The following is a 19,491-nucleotide window of genomic DNA, read 5'->3' as shown; positions in this document are numbered from 1 at the left end:
CATCGAGCGGTCCGTCCGGCAAGCCTGTCTGCCCGAAGCCGGGGTAGTCCCAGCCCGTCGGCCCTATCTGCGGAGCAAGCGTTGAACCACCCTCCTGTCACCCTGCCTCGTCTGACCGCCCTGGCCCGTCAGGCCGCCCCCCGGTTGCTGGAAGCCGTGGTCGCGCCACTGGTGGTGTTCTATGCCGCGATGATGCTGCTCGGGTTGCAGTGGGCGCTCGTCCTTACCTGCTCATGGGTCTACGTGGGCGTGGCGTGGCGGCTGATCAGGCGGATCCCGGTGCCGGCCACGATGTATCTCGCCGCCGCCGCCATCACCCTGCGCACGGTCATCGGGCTGTGGACCGGCACCTGGGTGTGGTACTTCATCCAGCCCGAGCTCGGCACCATCTGCATCAGCATCGCCTTCCTGGCGTCCGTGCGGCTGAACAAGCCGCTCGTGGAGAAGCTCACCCTCGACTACATCCACCTGCCGAACGCGGTGCTCAAGCACGAGCGGGTGCGCAGGTTCTTCGCCCGGATCACCCTGTTGTGGGCGTTCGTCCTGCTGATGAACTCGGGCCTGAGCATCGCGCTGGCGATCTACGAGTCGCTCGCGGGCTCGCTCGAGGGATACATCGTGCTGCGCACCTCAGCGGTGGCCCTGATAAGCGGCCTGGCGATCACCGTCTCGATCTTCGGATTCAAGCGGCTGCTGCGCCGGCTGCACGTCGCGCACTCCTGACCGCTCGGCCAGCAGGAACGCTCCACACATCCCCATCGCCATCCCGGTCAGCAGGCCGAACAGCTCCAGCAGGTCGGGCAGGCCGGTGACCCCGGCGCTGAGCGGCGCGGCCGTCACCGTGACGATCATCGCGTACAGCCCCCAGCCGAACAGCGATCCCGAGCCGAGCCAGGCCACGACCAGCGGCTGCCAGAACGGCCGGCGGCCGCGCCCCCGGACCAGCACCACCAGCGCCACCCCCGCCACCACCGCGAGCAGGCCCTTCAACCCCTGCTGGACAGCGCCCGCCGCGGTCATCGCGTCGGCGACCCGCGGCGGCAGCCCGCCCCGGCCGCCCAGCGCCCAGAAGAAGCGGACGGCGGCGATGACCGCCGTCACCAGCAAGGCTCCCCACGCCACCACCCGCTGGAACGATCTCGTCAGAGACGGGTACGGGTGACCGACGGCGGTGGCGAAGACCCCCGGCCAGCGGTCCCGGGCGTAGAGCACGAAGGCCGCCATCAGCCCGACGCCCTGCCCGATGAACCCGCCGTAGACCATGACGTACACCCACGGCTCGATCGGCCCGCCGACCTCGAACAGGCCGGCGCCCTGGAGCAGCAACCCCAGCGGCGTCATGACCACGATCACGCCGAGCAGGCCGGTGCCCACCCAGATCGGCAGCAGCACCAGCCAGGCGGGCAGCCGCATCCCCCAGCGCATGGTGAACCCGAGCGCCAGGATCGCGGCGACGGCGTCCATGCCGAAGGTCATCGCGTTCATGCCGACCATCACCGAGTCGTCCATGAACTCCGGGTCGGTGACGCCGATCGGGCTGCCCGCCAGCCAGAGGATCTTGAGTGTGAGGTACGGGAGCATGGCGGCGATGGCCACGACCGCCGCGGTGATCCGGCCGATGCCGGCTCTCGGTGTGTCGTTCATGCCTTCGAGCCTGCTGCGTCCTGCCTTTCCGGGCCTCGCCCGGTGGTGGGATCCGCCTCCCCCGTACGGGGGAGCTCACGGGAGATCGGCGGCCAGCTCGTAGCCTGCGTCCGCCGGGCCCGCCGACAGGGTGCCGCCCGCTCGTCCCACCCGCTCCCGCAGGCCCGTGAGCCCGAGGCCGCCGGACGCGGTCATCTGGGCGGCTCGGGTGGGCGGGCCGTTGCGTACCACGACCCGGTGCGGGGTGACCGCGACCTGGACGGCGGCGCCCGGCGCGTGCTTGGCGGCGTTGGTCAGGCCCTCCCGCACCAGGGCGTGTGCCAGGGCGGGGAGCGGCTCCTCCAGCCGCAACGTGATCGCCAGCCCGGAGGCCCTGGCCCGCTCGACCGTGGCGACCACGTCTCCGGAAGACCCGGCATCTCCTTGGACGGACGGCCCGCCGCCAGCATGGTCATCGGGACGGCGGGTGAGTGAGGTGAGCGGGGCGAGGCGGTGATCGTCAGGGCGGTGGGTGGGGGCGGGGTGGCCGGGCGGTGGGGTGAGGGGGGCGGGGTCGGTGTCGTCGCGGAGGACGCCGATGATCTGGTGGAGGCGCTCGGTGGCGGCCGCGGCGGCGGCGCGGAGCTCGCCCGCCGCTCGGGCGTGGGCGGGCACCAGGGTGGGCGACAGCTCCAGACCGGCGGCGCGGACCGCGATGAGCGCCAGGTCGTGGCCGAGCGAGTCGTGCATGTCGCGGGCGATCCTGGCCCGCTCGCGCAGCCGCGCCTGCGCCTCGGCCGCCTGCCGTGCCTGACGCTGCTGGTGCGCCATGCGGCTGCGCACCGCGCCCAGGAGGTACGGGATCAGGAAGGTGCCGATCAGGCCGCTGAGCATGGTGATCCACAGGCCGGGGGTGGCGCCCCCGGCGAGGACGAGCCCCACGCCCGCCAGGGTGATCGCGCCGCCCACCGCCACCGCCGGGAGCACCCGGGTCAGGCGGCGTCCGGCGAGATAGGCGTACCAGATCGAGAACGGCGAGATCGGCCCGAACGGGAAGAGTTTGACCCCGGTGGCGCCCGGATGGAGCCAGGTGACGTTGGAGGTGGCCAGAGCGTGGGTGAAGTCCCACGGCCCGAGCGGCAGCAGCAGCACCACCGCCGCGAGCGGCCACGGGCGGCCGACCAGCACGGCGAGCGCCGTCAGGGCCAGCCGCGGCACTGTCACGGCGCCGAACGCGCCGAGGTCGCGCAGCGGGTCGGGCCCCATGGCGATGGCGGAGATCGCCAGCAGCGCCCACAGGACGGCGTCCCGGCACACCTGGCGACGGTCGTCGCGGCGTAATCTCCTCACGCCCACGACGTTATCCGCCACCTGGGAAGACTCGCTGCCTCCGATGGTCTACCGCGGACCCTGACGAAAGTCGGGTGGATCGCACTCCCCCGCCGGTGGTGGGGCTAGCACCACCACGAACTCGGATGCCCGCCCCGATGTGCCGGCCCCCGCGGGCCGCTTTGATCGAAGGGTGTCAGCCGGAGGTCGTACCGGCGCCCCTGACGAAAGTCGGGGGTGATGCGTACCGATCGTCCGATGTGCCGTGGCCTGCGAGTTCCTAGGTTCACAGCGTACGGGCCCTGACCCCGATAGGGGGAGAGCCCGCGTTCGACCCCGGGACATCCCCGATGTCCACCGGCATGTCTCGCCGCCAGGGTGAGAGTGCGCGCCTATCGATCGGAGTTCACGCTGATGTCGCACGCCGTCCTGGAGTTCCTCCAGCAGGTGATGTCGTCGCCATGGCTGTATCTGGCGCTGTTCGCGCTCTCCCTGCTCGACGGGTTCTTCCCCGTCGTGCCGGCGGAGACCTCGGTGATCACCGCCGGGGTGTTCGCGGCGACCGGCGAGCCGAACCTGGCACTGGTGATCCTGGTGGCGGCGCTCGGCGCGTTCGCCGGCGACCACATCTCCTACCTGCTCGGTCACAAGGGCGGCGGCCGGCTGCGGCAGCGCAAGGCGATGGTGTGGGCGCGCGAAGCCCTCGCCGAGCGCGGCGGCCTGGTGCTGGTCGTGGCCCGCTACATCCCCGGCGGGCGGACCGCGACGACGCTCACCATGGGCGCCGTCCGCTACCCGCGGCGCTCGTTCGCGTTCTACGACGCGATCGCGGCGGCCTCGTGGGGGATCTACTCCGGGCTGATCGGGTTCTTCGGCGGGATGGCGTTCGAGCGCGACCCGATCAAGGGCCTGCTGCTCGGGCTGGGCCTCGCGCTCTCCGTCACCGCCGTGGTGGAGATCGTCCGGTGGCTGCGCAAGCGGCGCGCCGTCCAGGTTTCCCCCGCGCGACTCCCCTCGGACACGTCGGTTTGACCCTGCCGGGCGAACATCCGGCTTGAAAGGAGAAGGGCATGACGGTACCGGCCGCGTTGATCGCCCTGGTCGGCTCCCTGTTCTTCGCGCTGGGAGCCGCGCTGCAGCAGTTCGAGGCGGCCGGCACGGACCAGCCCAAGATGTCGGCGCTGCTGCGGCGGCCACGCTGGCTGCTCGGCGGGGCCGCGATCCTGGCCGGCGGCGGGCTCCACATCGTGGCGCTGGGCCTCGGCCCGCTCACCGTGGTCCAGCCGATGGGGGTGGCCAGCCTGCTGTTCGCGCTGCCGATCGCGGCCACCCTGCACGGCCGCAGGCCCAGCACGTCCGAGCTGGGCGCGGCGGCCGTGGTGGCGGCGGGGCTGATCGGCCTCGTCCTGCTGGTGCCCGAGTCGGACGGGCCGGTCCGGCTCGACCTCCGGGAGCTGTTCACCCTGCTCGGCGTCTCCGGCGCCGCGGCCGTCCTGCTGTGGGCGGGCTCGCGGCTCGCCGGTCCGGCGGGCCGGGCCGCGCTGCTGGCCACGGCCTCCGGAGTCCTGTACGGCGCCACCGCCACGCTCGTCCGGGTGCTGGTGGACGGCGGCTGGAACTGGGCCTACCTGCTGGCCCTCCCGGTCCCCGCGCTGCTGGCGCTGATGATGCTGCAGCGCGCCTACGCCGTCGGCCACTTCGGCGTCTCCTTCGCGGCGCTGCAGATCGCCGACCCGCTCACGGCGGTGGCGTTCGGCGCGCTGCTGCTCGGCGAGCCGCTTCCCACCGGTCTCGCCCCGATCGCGGCGGCGGCGCTGGCCACCGCCGGGACCGTCGCGCTCGCTCGTACGACCCCGTTGGAAAACCGGCCTCCCCGGGCCGGGACGACTGTCTAGAAAATCTGAGGAGTCACTCACCATGGCGATGCCCCTGCGCCGCACCACCAGCCCAGACGCCGGCCTCTCCCCCGTCCCGGAGCGGCCCCGGCGCATCATGATCTCCACGGACACGTACCCGCCGGACGTGAACGGCACGGCCTACTTCACCCACCGGCTCGCCACCGGTCTCGCCGATCGCGGCAACGAGGTGCACGTGGTGTGCCAGTCGGACCTCGGCCCGGCGTCCGCCGACGTGGTCGACGGCGTGATCGTGCACCGGCTGCGCTCGGCGCCGCTGGTCGTGCACCCCACGATGCGGGTCGCGGTGCCCGCGCGGCTGGACCGGCTGATGGCCGCCGTCGACCCCGACGTGCTGCACACCCAGGGTCATTTCGTGGTCGGCCGGGCCGCCCTTTCGGCCGCCCGCCGGCGCGGGGTGCCGATCGTGGCCACCAACCACTTCATGCCCGACAACCTCTTCCAGTTCGGCCACGTCCCGGCCCGGCTGCGCGCGGGCGCGGGCCGGCTGGCCTGGCGCGACTTCGGCCGCGTGTTCGGCAAGGCCGACCGCGTCACCACGCCCACCCCGCTGGCCGCCGGACTCCTGGCGGACCAGGGCTTCGACCATCCGGTCGAGGCCGTCTCCTGCGGCATCGACCTGGCCAGGTTCCGCCCGCACGCCGAGCCGAAGGCGTGGGCGCGCAAGCTGTTCGGCCTGCCGGACCGGCCGACCGTGCTGTTCGTCGGCCGGCTCGACGAGGAGAAGCGGCTCGACGACCTCATCCGGGCGATGCCGTACGTGCTGAACGGGACCGACGCCCAGCTCGCCCTCGTCGGCCGCGGCAACCAGCGTGAGTCGCTGGAGAAGCTCGCCGCCCGGATCGGGGTGGGCGAGCGCGTCTCCTTCCTCGGGTTCGTGCCCGACGAGAGCATGCCGCAGGCGTTCGCCGCCGCCGACGTGTTCGCCATGCCCAGCGTGGCCGAGCTGCAGAGCATCGCCACCCTGGAGGCGATGGCGACCGGGCTGCCCGTGGTGCTGGCCGACGCGATGGCGCTGCCGCACCTGGTGAACGGCGACAACGGCTTCCTGTTCCCGCCGCGGGACGTGCAGGCCCTGGCCCGTCACCTGACCGCCGTGCTGACCGACGACGACCTGCGCTCGCGGATGGGCCTGGCCAGCCGCGACCTCGCGCTCACCCACGACCACCGGGCCTCGCTCGCCCGGTTCGAGCAGATCTATGACGAGGTGACCAGATGACCTCACGTGCCACGGCCGCCGTCACCGTCACGGCGGCGCTGACGTCCGCCGGCGCACTCGGCTACGCCGAGCTGGCGCTGCCCGCCCAGCCGCTGCTCAGCGACTACGCGCTGGTGCCCGGCGGGATGCCGCCCACGCTGCTCGGGATGCTCGCGCTGGCGGTGGCGTGCGTGTCTCTCTCGTACGGGATGGTCTCGTCCGACCCGCGGGGCACGGCGGCGACCCGGGTGCTGCTGCTGGCCGCGGCGGCCGGGCTGATGCTCAGCGCGATCTTCCCGACGGACCCGGCGGCGGCCGAGCTGAAGTCGCTCACCGGGGAGATCCACCGATGGTCGGCGGCCGTGGTCTTCACCACGTTGCCGGTGGCCGGCTGGACGCTGGCGCGCGGGCGGGCCGGGCTGGCGCGGTGGAGCGCGGTCCGGGCGCTGGCCGTGACCTCCGCCCTGGTGCTGGCGGTCTACCTGGCCGCGCATCCGGCCTCGATCACCTCGGGGTGGATCGGCGGCGCGGGCTACTACGGGCTGCTGGAGCGCGCCCTCGTGGTGGCGGACATGGTGCTGCTGATGGTCATGGCGGCCGCGACGACGCGGCCCTCCGCCGTGGCCGTCCCCGCCGTGGAGCCCGCGGCCGAGAAGCGCCACGAGCGCCTGGCCGCCTGACGACACTTCGACCGGGGCCGAAGGGTTTCCGGTCTAGCGTGGCCGCATGGTCATCACCCGTCATGCCGAGGCCCTCGCGGTGCTCGCCGACACCCGTTACATCCCGCCGCCGGTCAGGCAGGACGCGCCGGAGGGCACGCTCGCCTGGCTGCGCGCCCGTACCTCCCGCTTCAGCACCGGGGAGGCGCACGCGCGGCGGCGGCGCCGGCTGGAGGAGCTGCTCGCCGCCGTCGACCCGGACGCGCTCAGGGACGCCGCCGAGAAGGAGACGCGGGAGCGGGACGGCCGCTGGGAGGGCGTCCCCGTGACGGTGCTCGGCCACGCCCTCGGCATCCACGACGCGGGCCTGGCGGCGGCCGTGCGCGCGGCCGCGCCCGGCTACCTGTCCGGCGAGGAGACCCCGGAGGCCGACGCGGCGGTCCGTGACCTGCTCGCCATCGTGACCGGTGCGGACGCGGTGGCCCGGATCACGTTGCTGCTGCAGGCGCACGACGCCACCGAGGGGCTCATCCGGAACACGCTGCGCCGGACCCGGCCCGGCGAGGCCGTCACGGAGGCGCTGGAATGCACGCTCAAGGCCGACCCGCCGCTCACGGTGACGCGGCGGCTGGACCGGGAGACCGGGGACGAGGTGCGGATCGACCTGGTCCGGGCCAACCAGGACGGCGAACCCCATCTGACGTTCGGGGCCGGGGTGCGGCCTTGCCCCGCCGGGCGGCACGCGACGGCGCTGGCCGCCGGGGTCGTGGCGGGCGTTCACGGCCGATGACCGACGCGCTCGGAGTGCCGTCCCGCCCGCGATAATCGGGGCATGCGCTTTGTGATCCTCGGACCCACCGAGGTGCTGGGTGACGACGGCACCGGCATCCCGGTCGGCGGTCCCCGGGTGCGTGCGCTGCTCGCGCTGCTCGCGCTGGAGCCGGGCCGGGTGGTCCTGGCCGACCGGCTCGTCAGCGGGCTGTACGGGCAGGACCCGCCGGAAGGGGCGGCCAACGCGCTGCAGTCGCAGGTGTCGCGGCTGCGCAGGGCGCTGGGGCGCGACCGGGTCGAGTTCCATCCCGCTGGCTACCGGCTGGCGGCCGATCCGGTGGACGTGGACGCGAGCCGGTTCGAGCGCCTGGCCGCCGAGGGACGCCACGCGCTGGGCGCCGGCGACGCGCGGAAGGCGGCGGCGCTGCTGCGGGAAGGGCTGGAGCTGTGGCGGGGGGCGCCGCTGGCCGACGCGCCGCACGCGGGCGCGGCGGCGGCCCGGCTGGCGGAGCTGCGGCTCGCCGCCGTCGAGGACCGGGCGCAAGCGGATCTGGAGCTGGGCCGGCACCGCGAGCTGGTCGCCGAGCTGCGCCGGCTGGTCGCCGACCATCCGCTCCGCGAGCGGCTGCGCGCCCAGCTCATGCGCGCCCTGTACGGCAGCGGCCGGCAGGCGGAGGCCCTGGCCGCGTACGCCGAAGGGCGGCGCATCCTGGACGAGGAGCTCGGCATCGAGCCGGGCCCCGAGCTCGCGGCGGCCCACCTGGCCGTGCTCCGCGCCGACCCTTCCCTCGGCGTCGCCGCCTCCGGCTGGGGAGCGGGCGAGCCCCGTGACGCCGAGCCCGCCCCGGCGGGGAAGCCGGCGGTCCCGAGCGGGTCCCCCGGGCGGGGTGACGGGGTCAAGCTCGGGGTGCGGGCGCAGCTGACGAGCTTCGTGGGGCGGGCCGAGGAGCTGCGGCAGGTGGGCGCCGAGCTGGCCGCCTCCCGGCTGGTGACGCTGGTAGGCCCGGGCGGGGCCGGGAAGACCAGGCTGGCGCTGGAGGTGGCCGCGCGGGCCGACGGCGACGTGTGCCTGGTGCAGCTGGCGCCGGTGACCGGGGAGGCCGAGGTGGCGCCCACGGTGCTGGCCGCACTGGGGATCCGCGACCGGCAGCGGCCGGACCTGCCGCGGATGGAGCCGGTCGAGCGGCTGGTCGCCGCGCTCGCGGGCCGTGATCTGCTGCTCGTGCTGGACAACAGCGAGCACGTGATCGAGGCGGTCGCGCGACTGGCCGACACGTTGCTGGGGTCGTGCCCGGGGCTGCGGGTGCTGGCCACGAGCCGGGAGGCGCTGGGCATCACCGGCGAGGTGCTGGTGCCGGTCGCGCCGTTGCGCCTGCCGCCGCCTGACGCGCCCGACCCGCTGAGCTATCCGGCCGTACGGCTGTTCGCCGACCGGGCGGCGGCGGTGCGCCCGTCGTTCTCCGTCACGCCGGACAACGCCGAGCAGGCCAACCGCATCTGCCACGCCATGGACGGCCTGCCGCTGGCGATCGAGCTGGCGGCGGCCCGGCTGCGCACGCTGTCGGTGGCGGAGGTGGCGGCCCGGCTGGACGACCGGTTCCGGCTGCTGGCGCACGGCAGCCGGACCGCGCTCCCCCGCCACCAGACGCTCCGCGCGGTGGTGGCGTGGAGCTGGGACCTGCTGGACGAGGACGAGCAGCGGATGGCCGGGCGGCTGACGGTGTTCGCGGGTGGCGCGACGGCCGAGGCGGCGGAGCGGGTGTGCGGGCTGCCCGAGGAGCTGCTGTTCTCGCTGGCGGAGAAGTCCCTGGTGGAGGCCGTGGACGGGCGCTACCGGATGCTGGAGACGATCCGCGCGTTCTGCGCCGAACGGCTGGAGGAGGCCGGGGAGACCGAGGCGGTGCGGGAGGCGCACGCCGCCTACTACCTGGATCTCGCGACCGCCGCCGACGGCCGTCTGCGCGGCGCCGAACAACTCGAGTGGCTGGCCCGGCTGGACGCGGAGAGCGACGAGCTCACCGCCGCCGTGCGCTGGTCGACCGAGTCGGGCCGGCTCGGCACGGCGCTGCGGCTGGTGGGCCGGTGCGCCTGCTACTGGTGGATGCGCGGGCACCGGACGATCAGCGCCGCACTCGGCGCGGAGCTGCTCGACCGCGTCGGCGACGCCGCGCCGGAGGGCCTGGAGGAGGAGTACGCCATGTGCGTGCTCGTCGCGGCCTGGGCCGGCGTGAGCGACGACCGGATGGTCGAGCGGCTCGAACGGCTGCGGCCCTCGCTGCCCGTCGACTACCTGCCGACCAGGCTGGAGTTCCTGACCTTGCTGCTCGCCATGTTCACCGGCCCGCCCGAGGAGACGTCCACCGCTCTGGAGCTGCGCCGGCTGGCCGCGACCGTGACGATGTCGCCCTGGTCGGCGGCGCTGTCCGATTGCGGGTACGGGTTCATGATGCAGATCGAGGGCCGGCTGGACGCGGCGCGGGCGGAGTTCGAGCGGTCGCTGGCGGCCTTCCGCGGCCTGGGTGAGCGCTGGGGCACCATGCTCGCGCTGTCCGGCCTGGCCGACCTGGCCACCGAGGAGGGGGATCACGCCACCGCGCTGGCCAGGGCGGACGAGGCGCTGCAGGTCGCGCGGGAGCTGGGCGCGCCGTCCGACGTCGCGGAGAGCCTGTGCCGGCGCGCCGACGCGCTGACCCGTACCGGCGAGCTGGACGCGGCGCGGGCGGCGTACGAGTCGGCGGCGGACCTGTCCGGACGGGTGGGCTCGCCCGAGATGCTGGCCTGGGCGCACTGCGGCCTGGGCGAGGTGGCGCTGGCGTCGGGTGATCCGGCCGGCGCCCGTGCCTGGCTGGAGCAGGCCCGCGACGAGTGCCCCCAGGCCTGGTACAGCATGAACGAGCTGAGGGAGCGGATCATGGCCGGGCTGACGGCGGTGACGCGGGCGGTCAGCGGACGGTAGGCCCGTGGTCAGCGGACGCCGCGACCGTGGGCCGCATGACGAAGAAATGGCTCAGCCTGGCGATCTGTTGCCTGGCCACCCTCCTCCTGTCCGTGGATCTCACGGTCCTGCATCTGGCGCTCCCCCGCCTGGTCGCCGACCTCGGCGCCTCCTCCACGCAGCTGCTGTGGATCGGGGACGTGTACGGGTTCGCGCTGGCGGGCCTGCTCATCACGATGGGCAACGTGGGCGACCGCGTCGGGCGCAAGCGGCTGCTGCTGATCGGCTCGGTCGCGTTCGCGGTGGCCTCCGCGATCACCGCGTACGCGCCGAACCCGGAGTTGCTGATCGCGGCACGGGCGCTGCTGGGCGTGGCCGGTGCGACGATCATGCCGTCCACGCTGTCGATCATCAGGAACGTGTTCACCGAGCCGGCGGAGCGCACCACGGCCATCGGCGTCTGGAGCGGGATGAGCGCCGCGGGGTTCGCGCTCGGCCCGGTGGTCGGCGGGCTGCTGCTGGACCACTTCTGGTGGGGCTCGGTGTTCCTGATCAACCTGCCGATCATGGCGCTGATCGTGGTCGCCGGCGTGCGGGTGCTGCCCGAGTCGCGCAACCCTGAGCCGGGGCGCGTCGACCCGCTCAGCGTGGCGCTGTCGTTCCTCGGCATCGTGGCCGTCATCTACGCGATCAAGGAGGCCGCCGACCAGGGCCTGGCGCACGTGGACGTGCAGGTGGCCGGGGTGCTGGGGATCGCCGGGCTGGTGGTGTTCGTCTGGCGGCAGACGCGGCTGGCGGAGCCGCTGATCGACGTGCGGCTCTTCAGGCGGCGCGCGTTCTCCGCCTCCATCGGCACGAACCTGCTGGCGATCTTCACGATGATGGCCATGTCGCTGATCTTCGCCTGGTATCTCCAGCTCGTGCTGGGCTGGTCGCCGCTGCAGGCGGGGCTCGCGGGCCTGCCGGGCGGGCTGAGCGGCGCGATCGGCGGGGTGCTGGCCGGCCCGCTGGTGCACCGCATCGGCAGGAACGGGGTCGTGGCGCTCGGCCTGCTGATGAACGCGGGCTCGTTCGCCTACTACTCCACGCTCGGCCTGGAGCTCAGCTATCCGGTCATGGCGTGCTTCATGGTGCTGGGCGGCATGGGCATCGGGCTGGCGTTCACCGTCAACAACGACAACGTGCTGGCCACCGCGCCCAGGCACCGGGCGGGGGCCGCGGCGGCGGTCTCGGAGACCTCGTTCGAGCTGGGCGGCGCGCTCGGCATCGCGATCCTCGGCACGGTGCTGAACAGCACCTACGCCGGACGCCTGGTGGTGCCCGCCGGGGTGCCGGGCGAGGCGGCGCGCGAGTCGATCGCCGGGGCGCTGGCCGTGGCCGAGTCGCTGCCCGCCGAGCGGGCCGGCGTGCTCGTGACGGCGGCGCGTGAGGCGTTCGTGCAGGCGGTGAACGTCACGGCGCTGGTCACGTCGGTGATGCTGCTGGTGGTGGCGGCGCTCGCGCTGGTGGGGCTGCGCGGCGTGCCCAAGGTGATCCCGGAGGAGGACCTCGCCCACGCCCGCTGAGCCCGGGAAGCCCCGCTGAGCCCCGGGAAGCCCCGCTGAGCCCCGGGAAGCACGGTCAGGTGGTGGCCTGGGCGGCGCAGGCGCGGGTGCGCCACGGCGACAGGGCTTCCAGGCGGGAGCCGATGAGCCGGGACAGCCCCTCGATGGCCTGGATGCCGCGGCCGTGGTTCGGCTGCCGATCGGTCTGGACCGCCAGCAGCAGGTCCCTGCCGGGGCCGGTGACGCGGCCGTAGCTGGTCACCGCCCAGGTGTTGTGCACGAAGGGCCGGGGGGTCCAGCCGTTCTTGAGCGCCACCCGGTCGCCGGGCCTGGCCGCGGCGCTCACCCCCCACGCCTGCTCGCGGTGGACGCGGGCCATGAGGCCGAGCACCAGCCGCCGGTCGGCGGTGCTGAGCCCGCCGCCGCCCTCGACGAGGAGGCGCAGCAGTTCGAGCCGGTCGGCGGGGCTGGTGGTGGTGCCGCCCCAGTAGCGGCCGGGACCGGGGACGGTCTCGCGCAGCCCGGCCGCGCGGTAGAAGGCGGCGAGCCCGGCGCCGCCGCCCGCCCGCCACCACAGCGCGTCGGCGGCGCGGTTGTCGCTGTGCCGGATCATCAGCGTGGCCAGGTCCCGCTCCGCGGTGCCGAGCCGGCCCCGCTTGGTGAGCAGCGCCATGAGGATGTCGACCTTGGCGCCGCTCGCGGTGATCATGTCGTGCTCGCGCGCGCCCCGGCCGAGCCTGATGCCGGTCTTCAGGTCGTGCGCGGCGTAGACGACGCGGCCCGGCTGCCGGGACAGGTAGCGGTCCACCTCGCGCACCAGCCTGGCCTTGACCACCGCCGCGCCCGCCTCGTCGGGCACGGTGATCAGGCACCGCACCACGATGTCCGCCGGTCCGGCCGCGTCGGGCGCGACCGCTCCCGAACAGCCGGCCGCCAGCGCCGCGACCACCACCCCCGCCGCGACTTTTCGTGTCCCTCGCATGCCGAACCCCCGAGGTGTCTACCTTGGGGGTTTCGAGGGATCTTGTGCCCATCTATCGCATGTGTCACACCAGGTGCTCGTGCAGGAACTCCGCCGTCGCCTCCACGGCCTGGGTCACGTACGGCTCCTGGTCGTACAGGTCGATGTGCTGCCTGGCGTCCAGCCAGACCAGCTTCTTCGGCTCGTCCAGCCGCTTGTACGCCTCCTCCGCGCCTTCCGGCGAGCAGAACCGGTCGACCACGCCGTGCACGATGAGCGCCGGTTTCGGCGACAGGAAGTCGGCGCCCATCATGTTGTCCATCGTGATCAGCTCGCGGACGCTCGCCCTGGTCACCCGGTCGGCCCAGTGGGCCGAGGCGGAACGGCCGGTGCCGTAGTAGGCGTACGGCTCCTCACCCGGCATGGCGGCCTCGCCCTCCTCGGCCACCACCGGGAGGTAGGCCACCGGCCCGCCCTGGTCCTGCCGCTCCAGCGCCTCGGTGAAGGAGGCCAGGGCCGCCTGGTAGTCCATGCCCGCGCGCATCGCGTACGGGTTGTTGTACGCGCCCGCGATCCCGGCGAACGCCTTGACCCGGGGGTCGAAGGCGGCGAACTTGAGCGCGTAGCCGCCGCCCAGGCAGATGCCGACCGCGCCGATCCGCTCCCCGTCGACCTCCGGCCGCGAGCGCAGGAACGACACCGCCGCGCGCAGGTCGTGCAGCTTGCCCTGGGGGTCCTCGTGGCAGCGCGGCTCGCCGCCCGACTCGCCCCAGTTGCGGTGGTCGAAGGCCAGGGTGACGAACCCGCGCGCGGTCAGCCGTTCGGCGTAAAGGCCGGTCACCTGGTCGCGCACGCCGGTGAACGGGCCGGTGAAGACCAGGGCGGGGCGCGGCCCCGTGCCGTCGGGCACCCGCAGGTCCCCGACCAGCGTCACGCTGTCAGCGGCGAACTCCATCCTCATTCCTCCAGTGTGGAGGAGAGGCCCGCGGCGGGAGGCCGCCGCGGGCCCTGAGCTAGGAGTCGAAGCCCAGCCCCATCCGGTCCAGCGTGCGCAGCCATAGGTTGCGCTTGCCCTCGTGCTCGTCGGCCTTGGCGATCGACCAGCGGGTGAACTGGATGACGCCCGAGCGGACCGGCTCGGGCGGGAACGGCATCGGCTTCTCCTGCACCATGCGCAGCTCGGTGCGCTCGGTGCGCTCGCCCGCCAGCAGGTCGAGCATGACGTTCGCGCCGAACCGGGTGGCGCCGACGCCCATGCCGGTGTAGCCGACGGCGTAGGCCAGGCGCCCGCCGTGCGCCTGGCCGTAGAACGCGCTGAACCTGCTGCAGGTGTCGATCACGCCGCCCCACCGGTGGGTGAAGCGCACGTCGGAGAGCTGCGGGAAGGTGTCGTAGAAGTGCTGGGCCAGCTTGACGAAGGTCTCGTCGCGCTGCTCGTACTCCGGCTTGACCAGGCCGCCGTTGTAGTAGACCGCGTCGTAGCCGCCCCACAGGATGCGGTTGTCGTCGGTGAGCCGGTAGTAGTGGAACTGGTTGGCGGCGTCGCCCACGCCCTGCCGGTTGCGCCAGCCGACCTCGCCGAGCTGGGCGTGGCTGAGCGGCTCGGTCATCAGCGCGTAGTCGTACACCGGCACCACGAAGTGCTTCAGCCGGCGCAGCAGCGGCGGGAACACGCCGGTGCCGAGCGCGACCCTGCGGCCGGTGACCGAGCCGTTCGGGGTGCGCAGGGTGATCGAGACGCCGTCGTCGTCCAGCGAGCGGACCGGGCTGCGCTCGTGCACCCGCACCCCGAGCCGCACGCACGCCTCGCGCAGGCCCCACGCCAGCCGGGCGGGGTCGAGCATGGCGCAGCCGCTGCGGTCCCAGAGCCCGCCCAGGTAGGTCGGGGAGTCGATCTCGGCGCGGATCTGCTCCTGGTCCAGCGGCACGTAGTCCAGGCCGAGCTCCTCGATCACGCCGAGGTGCTCGTACAGGGCGTCGAGCTGCCACTGCTCGGTGGCGACGTTCAGCTCGCCGGTGCGCTCGAAGGAGCAGTCGATGTCGTGGCGCCGGAGCGTGCTCTCGATCTCGTCGAGGTTCTGCACGCCCATGCGCTCCAGCCGGTCGATCTCGTCCGGCCAGCGCTCCAGCCCGTTGGACAGGCCGTGCGTGAGGGTCGCCATGCAGAACCCGCCGTTGCGGCCGGAGGCCGCCCAGCCGATCCTGCGCCCCTCCAGCAGCACCACGTCCTGTGAGGGGTCGCGTTCCTTGGCCATCAGGGCCGTCCACAGGCCCGAGAAGCCGCCGCCGACGACGACCAGGTCGGCGGTGGTGTGTCCGAAGAGCCGCGGTCGCGGCTCGGGTCTGGCCGGGCTGTCCAGCCAGTACGGCTTGCGCTCCGCGTCAGCCAGCGCCTTCAGCGGATCCACAAATCCCACTTCCCTTACGATGTGCGAAAAGTAAAAAATTGCGGGACCAATAGGGTGATCACGCGCGGGTTCCCCCCGCCGGAATCCGATCTCGCCTCCCTGTTCTTTGCCGGCAGCGTTTCGATGCCGAAGAGCCCCCGCCGCCGGCGGGAGCTCCCGGATGGTTCAGGCGCGGCGCCTGGCCGCGATCGCGTTGACGATCGCGATCAGCACGCCGACACCGAAGATCAGCGTGCCCATGACGTTCACCTGCGGCGGGATACCGGTCTTCACCGAGCCGATGATCCACAGCGGGAAGGTGAGCGTGGAGCCGTTGACGAAGCTCGTCACCACGTAGTCGTCGATGGACAGCGCGAACGCCAGCATGGCGCCGGCGAGCACGCCCGGCATGATGGACGGCAGCGTGACCTGGCGGAACGTGGCCCACGGCCCGGCCCCGAGGTCCTTGGCCGCCTCCTCCAGCGACGGGTCGAGGGTGACCACCCTGGCCCGCACGGTCACGGTCACGAACGACAGCGAGAACAGCACGTGCGCGATCGTGATCGTGATCTGGTCCCGCGGGACGTTCGCCGAGACGAACAGCGACAGCAGCGAGGCGCCCATGACCAGCTCGGGCGTGGAGATCGCGGCGAACACGAGGAAGTTCGTCGCGCCCTGGCCGCGGAACCGGTGGCGGCCCAGGGCCAGCCCGAGCATGGTGCCGATGATCACGGTGATGACCGTGCTGGCCAGCGCGATGGTCAGCGAGTTGATCAGCGCGCTGCTCAGGTCGGGGATCGCGAAGAGCTCCCCGTACCACTTGAGCGTGAAGCCCTGCCAGGTGGCGTTCGACTTGCTCTGCTTGTCGTTGAAGCCGAACGCGATCATGACGGCGATGGGCGCGGCCAGCCACAGGATGACGAGCCAGGTGTAGGCCTTCAGCAGCCGGTCGCCGAACCGGACGCGGGTGCCCCTCATCGCGCCGCCGCCTCGAGGACGTTCTCGGTGCCGAGCACCCTGGCGTACACGAAGATGCCCACGAGCAGCACCGCCATCAGCGTGAACGACAGCGCCGAGGCCGTCGGGTAGTCGTTGTTGACCAGGTATTCGGTCTGGATGATGTTGCCGATCATCGTGTTGCCGGTGCCGCCGAGCACCTGGGCGTTGACCGGGTCGGCCGTGGCCGGCACGAACGTCATCAGCACCCCGGCGAACACGCCCGGCAGCGACAGCGGCAGCACCACCTTGCGGAAGGCGGTGCCGCGCGTCGCGTACAGGTCCTGGGCCGCCTCGACCAGGCGCGGGTCCACCCGCTCCAGCGACACGTAGATCGGCAGGATCATGAACGGCAGCCAGTTGTACGTCAGGCCCGCGATCACCGCGAAGGAGGTGGCGAGCACGTGGAACCCGGTCGGCAGCACGCCCCAGCCCTTCAGCGTGCCGAGCAGGATGCCGTCGTCGGCCAGCAGGAAGCCCCACGAGATGGTGCGCAGCACGAACGACACGAAGAACGGCAGCAGCAGCAGGAACAGGTAGACCGACTTGCGGCTGCCGCCCTTGAACGCGATCCAGTAGGCCACCGGATAGCCGATCACCAGCATGGCCGCCGTCGCCGCCGCGCCGTAGCCCAGCGAGCGGACCAGCTGGCTGCTGTAGGTGCCGAGGGCGTCACCGTAGTTGGAGAAGCTGAACGTCATGACGAACCCGTCGATGACGTTGCCGGTCTGCAGCGAGACCGACGCCATCGCCGCCAGCGGCACCACCAGGAAGATCGCCAGCCACATCCAGCTCGGCAGCGCGAGCAGGTAAGGGGTGAGACGCCTCATGGCCTACGCCTGGGTGACGGACTGGAAGATCGGGTTGAACACCTGCTCCTTCGCCGTGGTGAGCGGCGTGTAGCTGTGAAGCTTGGCGTAGTCGGCCTCGGTCGGGAACATCAGCGGGCTCTCGACCATGTCGAGCAGCGCCTTCTTGTCGTCGCCCGAGGCGCTCTCGGCCTTCTTGCGCAGCAGGTCCTGCACCGCGGGCACGGGCGTGACGAACTGGATGTACTCGTCCAGCTCGGCGGCGATCTCCGGCTTGTAGAGGTAGTCCATGAGCATCATGGCGTCAACCGGGTTGGCGGCGCCCTTCGGGATGAGCATGTTGTCGGTCCAGATCGTGCCGCCCTCCTCGGGGATCACGAACTTGACCGGCTCGCCCGCGAGCTGCCGCTGGAACACGTCGCCGGACCAGGCCATGGTCACCCAGACGTCGCCACGGGACACGGCGTCGATGTAGTCCTGGTTGTAGTACTTGCGCACGATCCCGGCGTCACGCTGCGCCTTGAGCTTCTCGCCGGCCTTCTTCCAGTCGTCCTCGGTCGACGTCGTCGGGTCGATGCCGAGGGCGATCATGCCGAAGTTGGCGATCTCCTGGGCGTCGGCCATCATGCCGACCCGGCCCTCGTACTTGGCGTCGAACAGCGCCTGGATGCTGGTGATGTCGTCCTTGACGTACTTGGTGTTGTACGCGATGCCGGTGAACCCCGAGGTGTACGGGATCGTGTACTTGTTGCCCGGGTCGTAGGCGCGGTCCTGGTAGGCGGCCCCGGCGTTGGCCTTGAAGTTGGGCAGCTTCGACTGGTCCAGCGTGATCGCGTAACCCAGCTCGAACATGTGCTGGAGCTGGACGCCGTTGGTCATGACGACGATGTCGTAGCCCAGCGGCTGACCGGCGCGGAGCACGGGGTCGGCCTTGCCGAAGAACTCCGCGTTCTCGTTGATGACCTCCTTGTACTCGTAGGAGATCCCGGTTTCCTGCTGGAACTTCTTCAGCGGGCCGTGGTCCTCGGGCATGTACTCGGGCCAGTTGGCGAAGACGACCTTGCCGTTCTTCTTCTGGGAGGCCCAGTAGTCGGCGACCGCGTCGGCCTTCGGCGGAGCGGCCTTCTGGCCCTGGACCCCGCAGGCGGCCAGGGCGAGGCCGGCGGCGGAGAGGCCGGCCAGCCTGAAGACGTCGCGGCGGGTGCGGGGCTGGGTCATGCCCCTGACCAGGGCGGGAGAGTGCAGGCGGTTCATGACGTGCAATCAACTTCCCATCACATATGAGTGCTGCGCCTGCCACGACAGCCAGACCGAGTCGCCCCGCTCCGCCGTGACCGTCGCGTCGTGCGCGTTCTGCTCGAACACCGTGATCTCGGCCCCGTCGGCGAGCTGCACGGCGTAACTGTTGTACGTGCCGAGGTAGACGACCTCGGACACGGTCCCGGGCAGGGCGCTCACGTCACTCGTGGGCTCCTGCTTGGTGAGGGTGATCTTCTCGGGACGTACGGTGACCGACACCTCGCCCTCGTGGCCCGGCACCAGCACGCGGCCGGCGCCGAGCTTCAGCACGCCTTCGGTGGCGGTGCCGGACAGGAGGTTGGAGGTGCCGATGAAGCCGGCCACGAACGTGGTCGCCGGCCGTTCGTAGATCTCGCGCGGCGGGGCGAGCTGCTCGATGACCCCGTCCTTCATGACGGCGATCCTGTCGCTCATGGTCAGCGCCTCGTTCTGGTCGTGCGTCACGTACACGAACGTGATGCCGACCTCGCGCTGGATGCGCTTGAGCTCCAGTTGCATGGCCTGCCGGAGCTTGAGGTCGAGGGCGCCGAGCGGCTCGTCGAGCAGCAGCGCCCGCGGCCGGTTGACCAGCGCGCGGGCCAGCGCGACGCGCTGCTGCTGGCCGCCGGACATCTCGCGCGGGCGGCGCTTCTCCCGGCCGGTCAGGTCGACGATCTCCAGCATCTCGCCGACCCGCCGCTTGATCTCGTCCGGGGAGGTCTTCTTCTGCTTCAGGCCGAAGGCCACGTTGTCCCACACGCTCATGTGCGGGAACAGCGCGTAGGACTGGAAGACCATGTTGACGTCGCGCTTGTTGGGCGGGACGTCGGTGACGTCCCGGCCGTGCAACCGGATCACGCCCTTGGACGGTTCCTCGAAGCCCGCGATCATGCGCATCGTGGTGGTCTTGCCACAACCGGACGGGCCGAGGAGGGAGAAGAACTCCCCCTCGGCGATGTCCAGGGTGACGCCCTTGACCGCCTGGACGACCTCGCCATGCGAGACGTACTCCTTGACGACGTCTTCCAGCTCGATCGCCCTGTCGATCGGGGGGTCAGTCGGACTCTGCTCGGCCATACGGGGAG

General features: G+C 72.3%; 17 protein-coding genes. 8 read left to right on the top strand and 9 right to left on the bottom strand.

The features are described from left to right. Positions 1-81: 81 nt before the first annotated feature. Positions 82-723, top strand: a complete 642-nt coding sequence (locus ACGFI7_RS40245) for a VC0807 family protein (protein WP_393414600.1) — start codon at positions 82-84, stop codon at positions 721-723. Here the strand turns inward: ACGFI7_RS40245 and ACGFI7_RS40240 are convergent. Continuing rightward, entirely contained in the window at positions 631-1,644 is a 1,014-nt protein-coding gene (locus tag ACGFI7_RS40240; RefSeq protein ID WP_393414597.1) for a hypothetical protein, read from the bottom strand. The genes ACGFI7_RS40245 and ACGFI7_RS40240 overlap by 93 nt on opposite strands. 75 nt (positions 1,645-1,719) lie before the next feature. Next, positions 1,720-2,973: a sensor histidine kinase gene (locus ACGFI7_RS40235; protein ID WP_393414594.1), complete on the bottom strand. Its 1,254-nt coding sequence runs from the start codon at positions 2,971-2,973 to the stop codon at positions 1,720-1,722. A gap of 363 nt (positions 2,974-3,336) precedes the next feature. On the opposite strand from ACGFI7_RS40235, the gene ACGFI7_RS40230 reads away from it, so the two are divergent. From ACGFI7_RS40230 to ACGFI7_RS40200, 7 genes are read left to right on the top strand one after another with little or no spacing between them, the layout of a single operon-like run. Continuing rightward, positions 3,337-3,984, top strand: coding sequence for a DedA family protein (locus ACGFI7_RS40230; protein WP_393414591.1), 648 nt, complete (start codon positions 3,337-3,339; stop codon positions 3,982-3,984). Between the two features lie 38 nt (positions 3,985-4,022). Then, on the top strand, positions 4,023-4,847 hold the full coding sequence (locus ACGFI7_RS40225) for a DMT family transporter (RefSeq protein ID WP_393414588.1): 825 nt from the start codon (positions 4,023-4,025) through the stop codon (positions 4,845-4,847). A 22-nt stretch (positions 4,848-4,869) separates the two neighbouring features. Beyond that, entirely contained in the window at positions 4,870-6,087 is a 1,218-nt protein-coding gene (locus tag ACGFI7_RS40220; protein ID WP_393414585.1) for a glycosyltransferase, read from the top strand. Beyond that, complete coding sequence (locus ACGFI7_RS40215) at positions 6,084-6,746, top strand: DUF998 domain-containing protein (RefSeq protein ID WP_393414582.1); 663 nt, start codon at positions 6,084-6,086, stop codon at positions 6,744-6,746. Before ACGFI7_RS40220 ends, ACGFI7_RS40215 begins: the two co-directional genes overlap by 4 nt. A gap of 46 nt (positions 6,747-6,792) precedes the next feature. Continuing rightward, positions 6,793-7,515: a hypothetical protein gene (locus tag ACGFI7_RS40210; protein ID WP_393414580.1), complete on the top strand. Its 723-nt coding sequence runs from the start codon at positions 6,793-6,795 to the stop codon at positions 7,513-7,515. Between the two features lie 42 nt (positions 7,516-7,557). Further along, complete coding sequence (locus tag ACGFI7_RS40205; RefSeq protein WP_393414577.1) at positions 7,558-10,452, top strand: BTAD domain-containing putative transcriptional regulator; 2,895 nt, start codon at positions 7,558-7,560, stop codon at positions 10,450-10,452. A gap of 35 nt (positions 10,453-10,487) precedes the next feature. Beyond that, a complete protein-coding gene (locus ACGFI7_RS40200) occupies positions 10,488-11,996 on the top strand; it encodes an MFS transporter (RefSeq protein ID WP_393414574.1) in 1,509 nt (502 codons plus the stop codon). Between the two features lie 55 nt (positions 11,997-12,051). Here ACGFI7_RS40200 and ACGFI7_RS40195 read toward each other — a convergent pair whose 3' ends face one another. The 7 genes from ACGFI7_RS40195 to ACGFI7_RS40165 all read right to left on the bottom strand — a co-directional run bounded on the left by ACGFI7_RS40195 (position 12,052) and on the right by ACGFI7_RS40165 (position 19,483). Then, complete coding sequence (locus ACGFI7_RS40195) at positions 12,052-12,957, bottom strand: serine hydrolase (protein ID WP_393414571.1); 906 nt, start codon at positions 12,955-12,957, stop codon at positions 12,052-12,054. A gap of 64 nt (positions 12,958-13,021) precedes the next feature. Continuing rightward, entirely contained in the window at positions 13,022-13,897 is an 876-nt protein-coding gene (locus tag ACGFI7_RS40190; RefSeq protein WP_393414569.1) for an alpha/beta hydrolase, read from the bottom strand. A gap of 52 nt (positions 13,898-13,949) precedes the next feature. Continuing rightward, positions 13,950-15,344: an NAD(P)/FAD-dependent oxidoreductase gene (locus ACGFI7_RS40185; RefSeq protein ID WP_393414634.1), complete on the bottom strand. Its 1,395-nt coding sequence runs from the start codon at positions 15,342-15,344 to the stop codon at positions 13,950-13,952. 165 nt (positions 15,345-15,509) lie between these two features. Next, positions 15,510-16,301, bottom strand: a complete 792-nt coding sequence (locus ACGFI7_RS40180) for an ABC transporter permease (protein ID WP_393414566.1) — start codon at positions 16,299-16,301, stop codon at positions 15,510-15,512. Beyond that, positions 16,298-17,149, bottom strand: coding sequence for an ABC transporter permease (locus ACGFI7_RS40175; RefSeq protein ID WP_393414563.1), 852 nt, complete (start codon positions 17,147-17,149; stop codon positions 16,298-16,300). Before ACGFI7_RS40175 ends, ACGFI7_RS40180 begins: the two co-directional genes overlap by 4 nt. 3 nt (positions 17,150-17,152) lie before the next feature. Continuing rightward, a complete protein-coding gene (locus tag ACGFI7_RS40170) occupies positions 17,153-18,382 on the bottom strand; it encodes a PotD/PotF family extracellular solute-binding protein (protein WP_393414560.1) in 1,230 nt (409 codons plus the stop codon). Positions 18,383-18,391: 9 nt separating this feature from the next. Continuing rightward, entirely contained in the window at positions 18,392-19,483 is a 1,092-nt protein-coding gene (locus tag ACGFI7_RS40165; protein ID WP_393414557.1) for an ABC transporter ATP-binding protein, read from the bottom strand. Positions 19,484-19,491: the final 8 nt, after the last annotated feature.

Origin of the sequence: Nonomuraea sp. NPDC048826, assembly GCF_043198225.1 — a bacterium.
Taxonomy (GTDB): Bacteria; Actinomycetota; Actinomycetes; order Streptosporangiales; family Streptosporangiaceae; genus Nonomuraea.
This window is presented reverse-complemented; position numbering and strand designations above follow the sequence as displayed.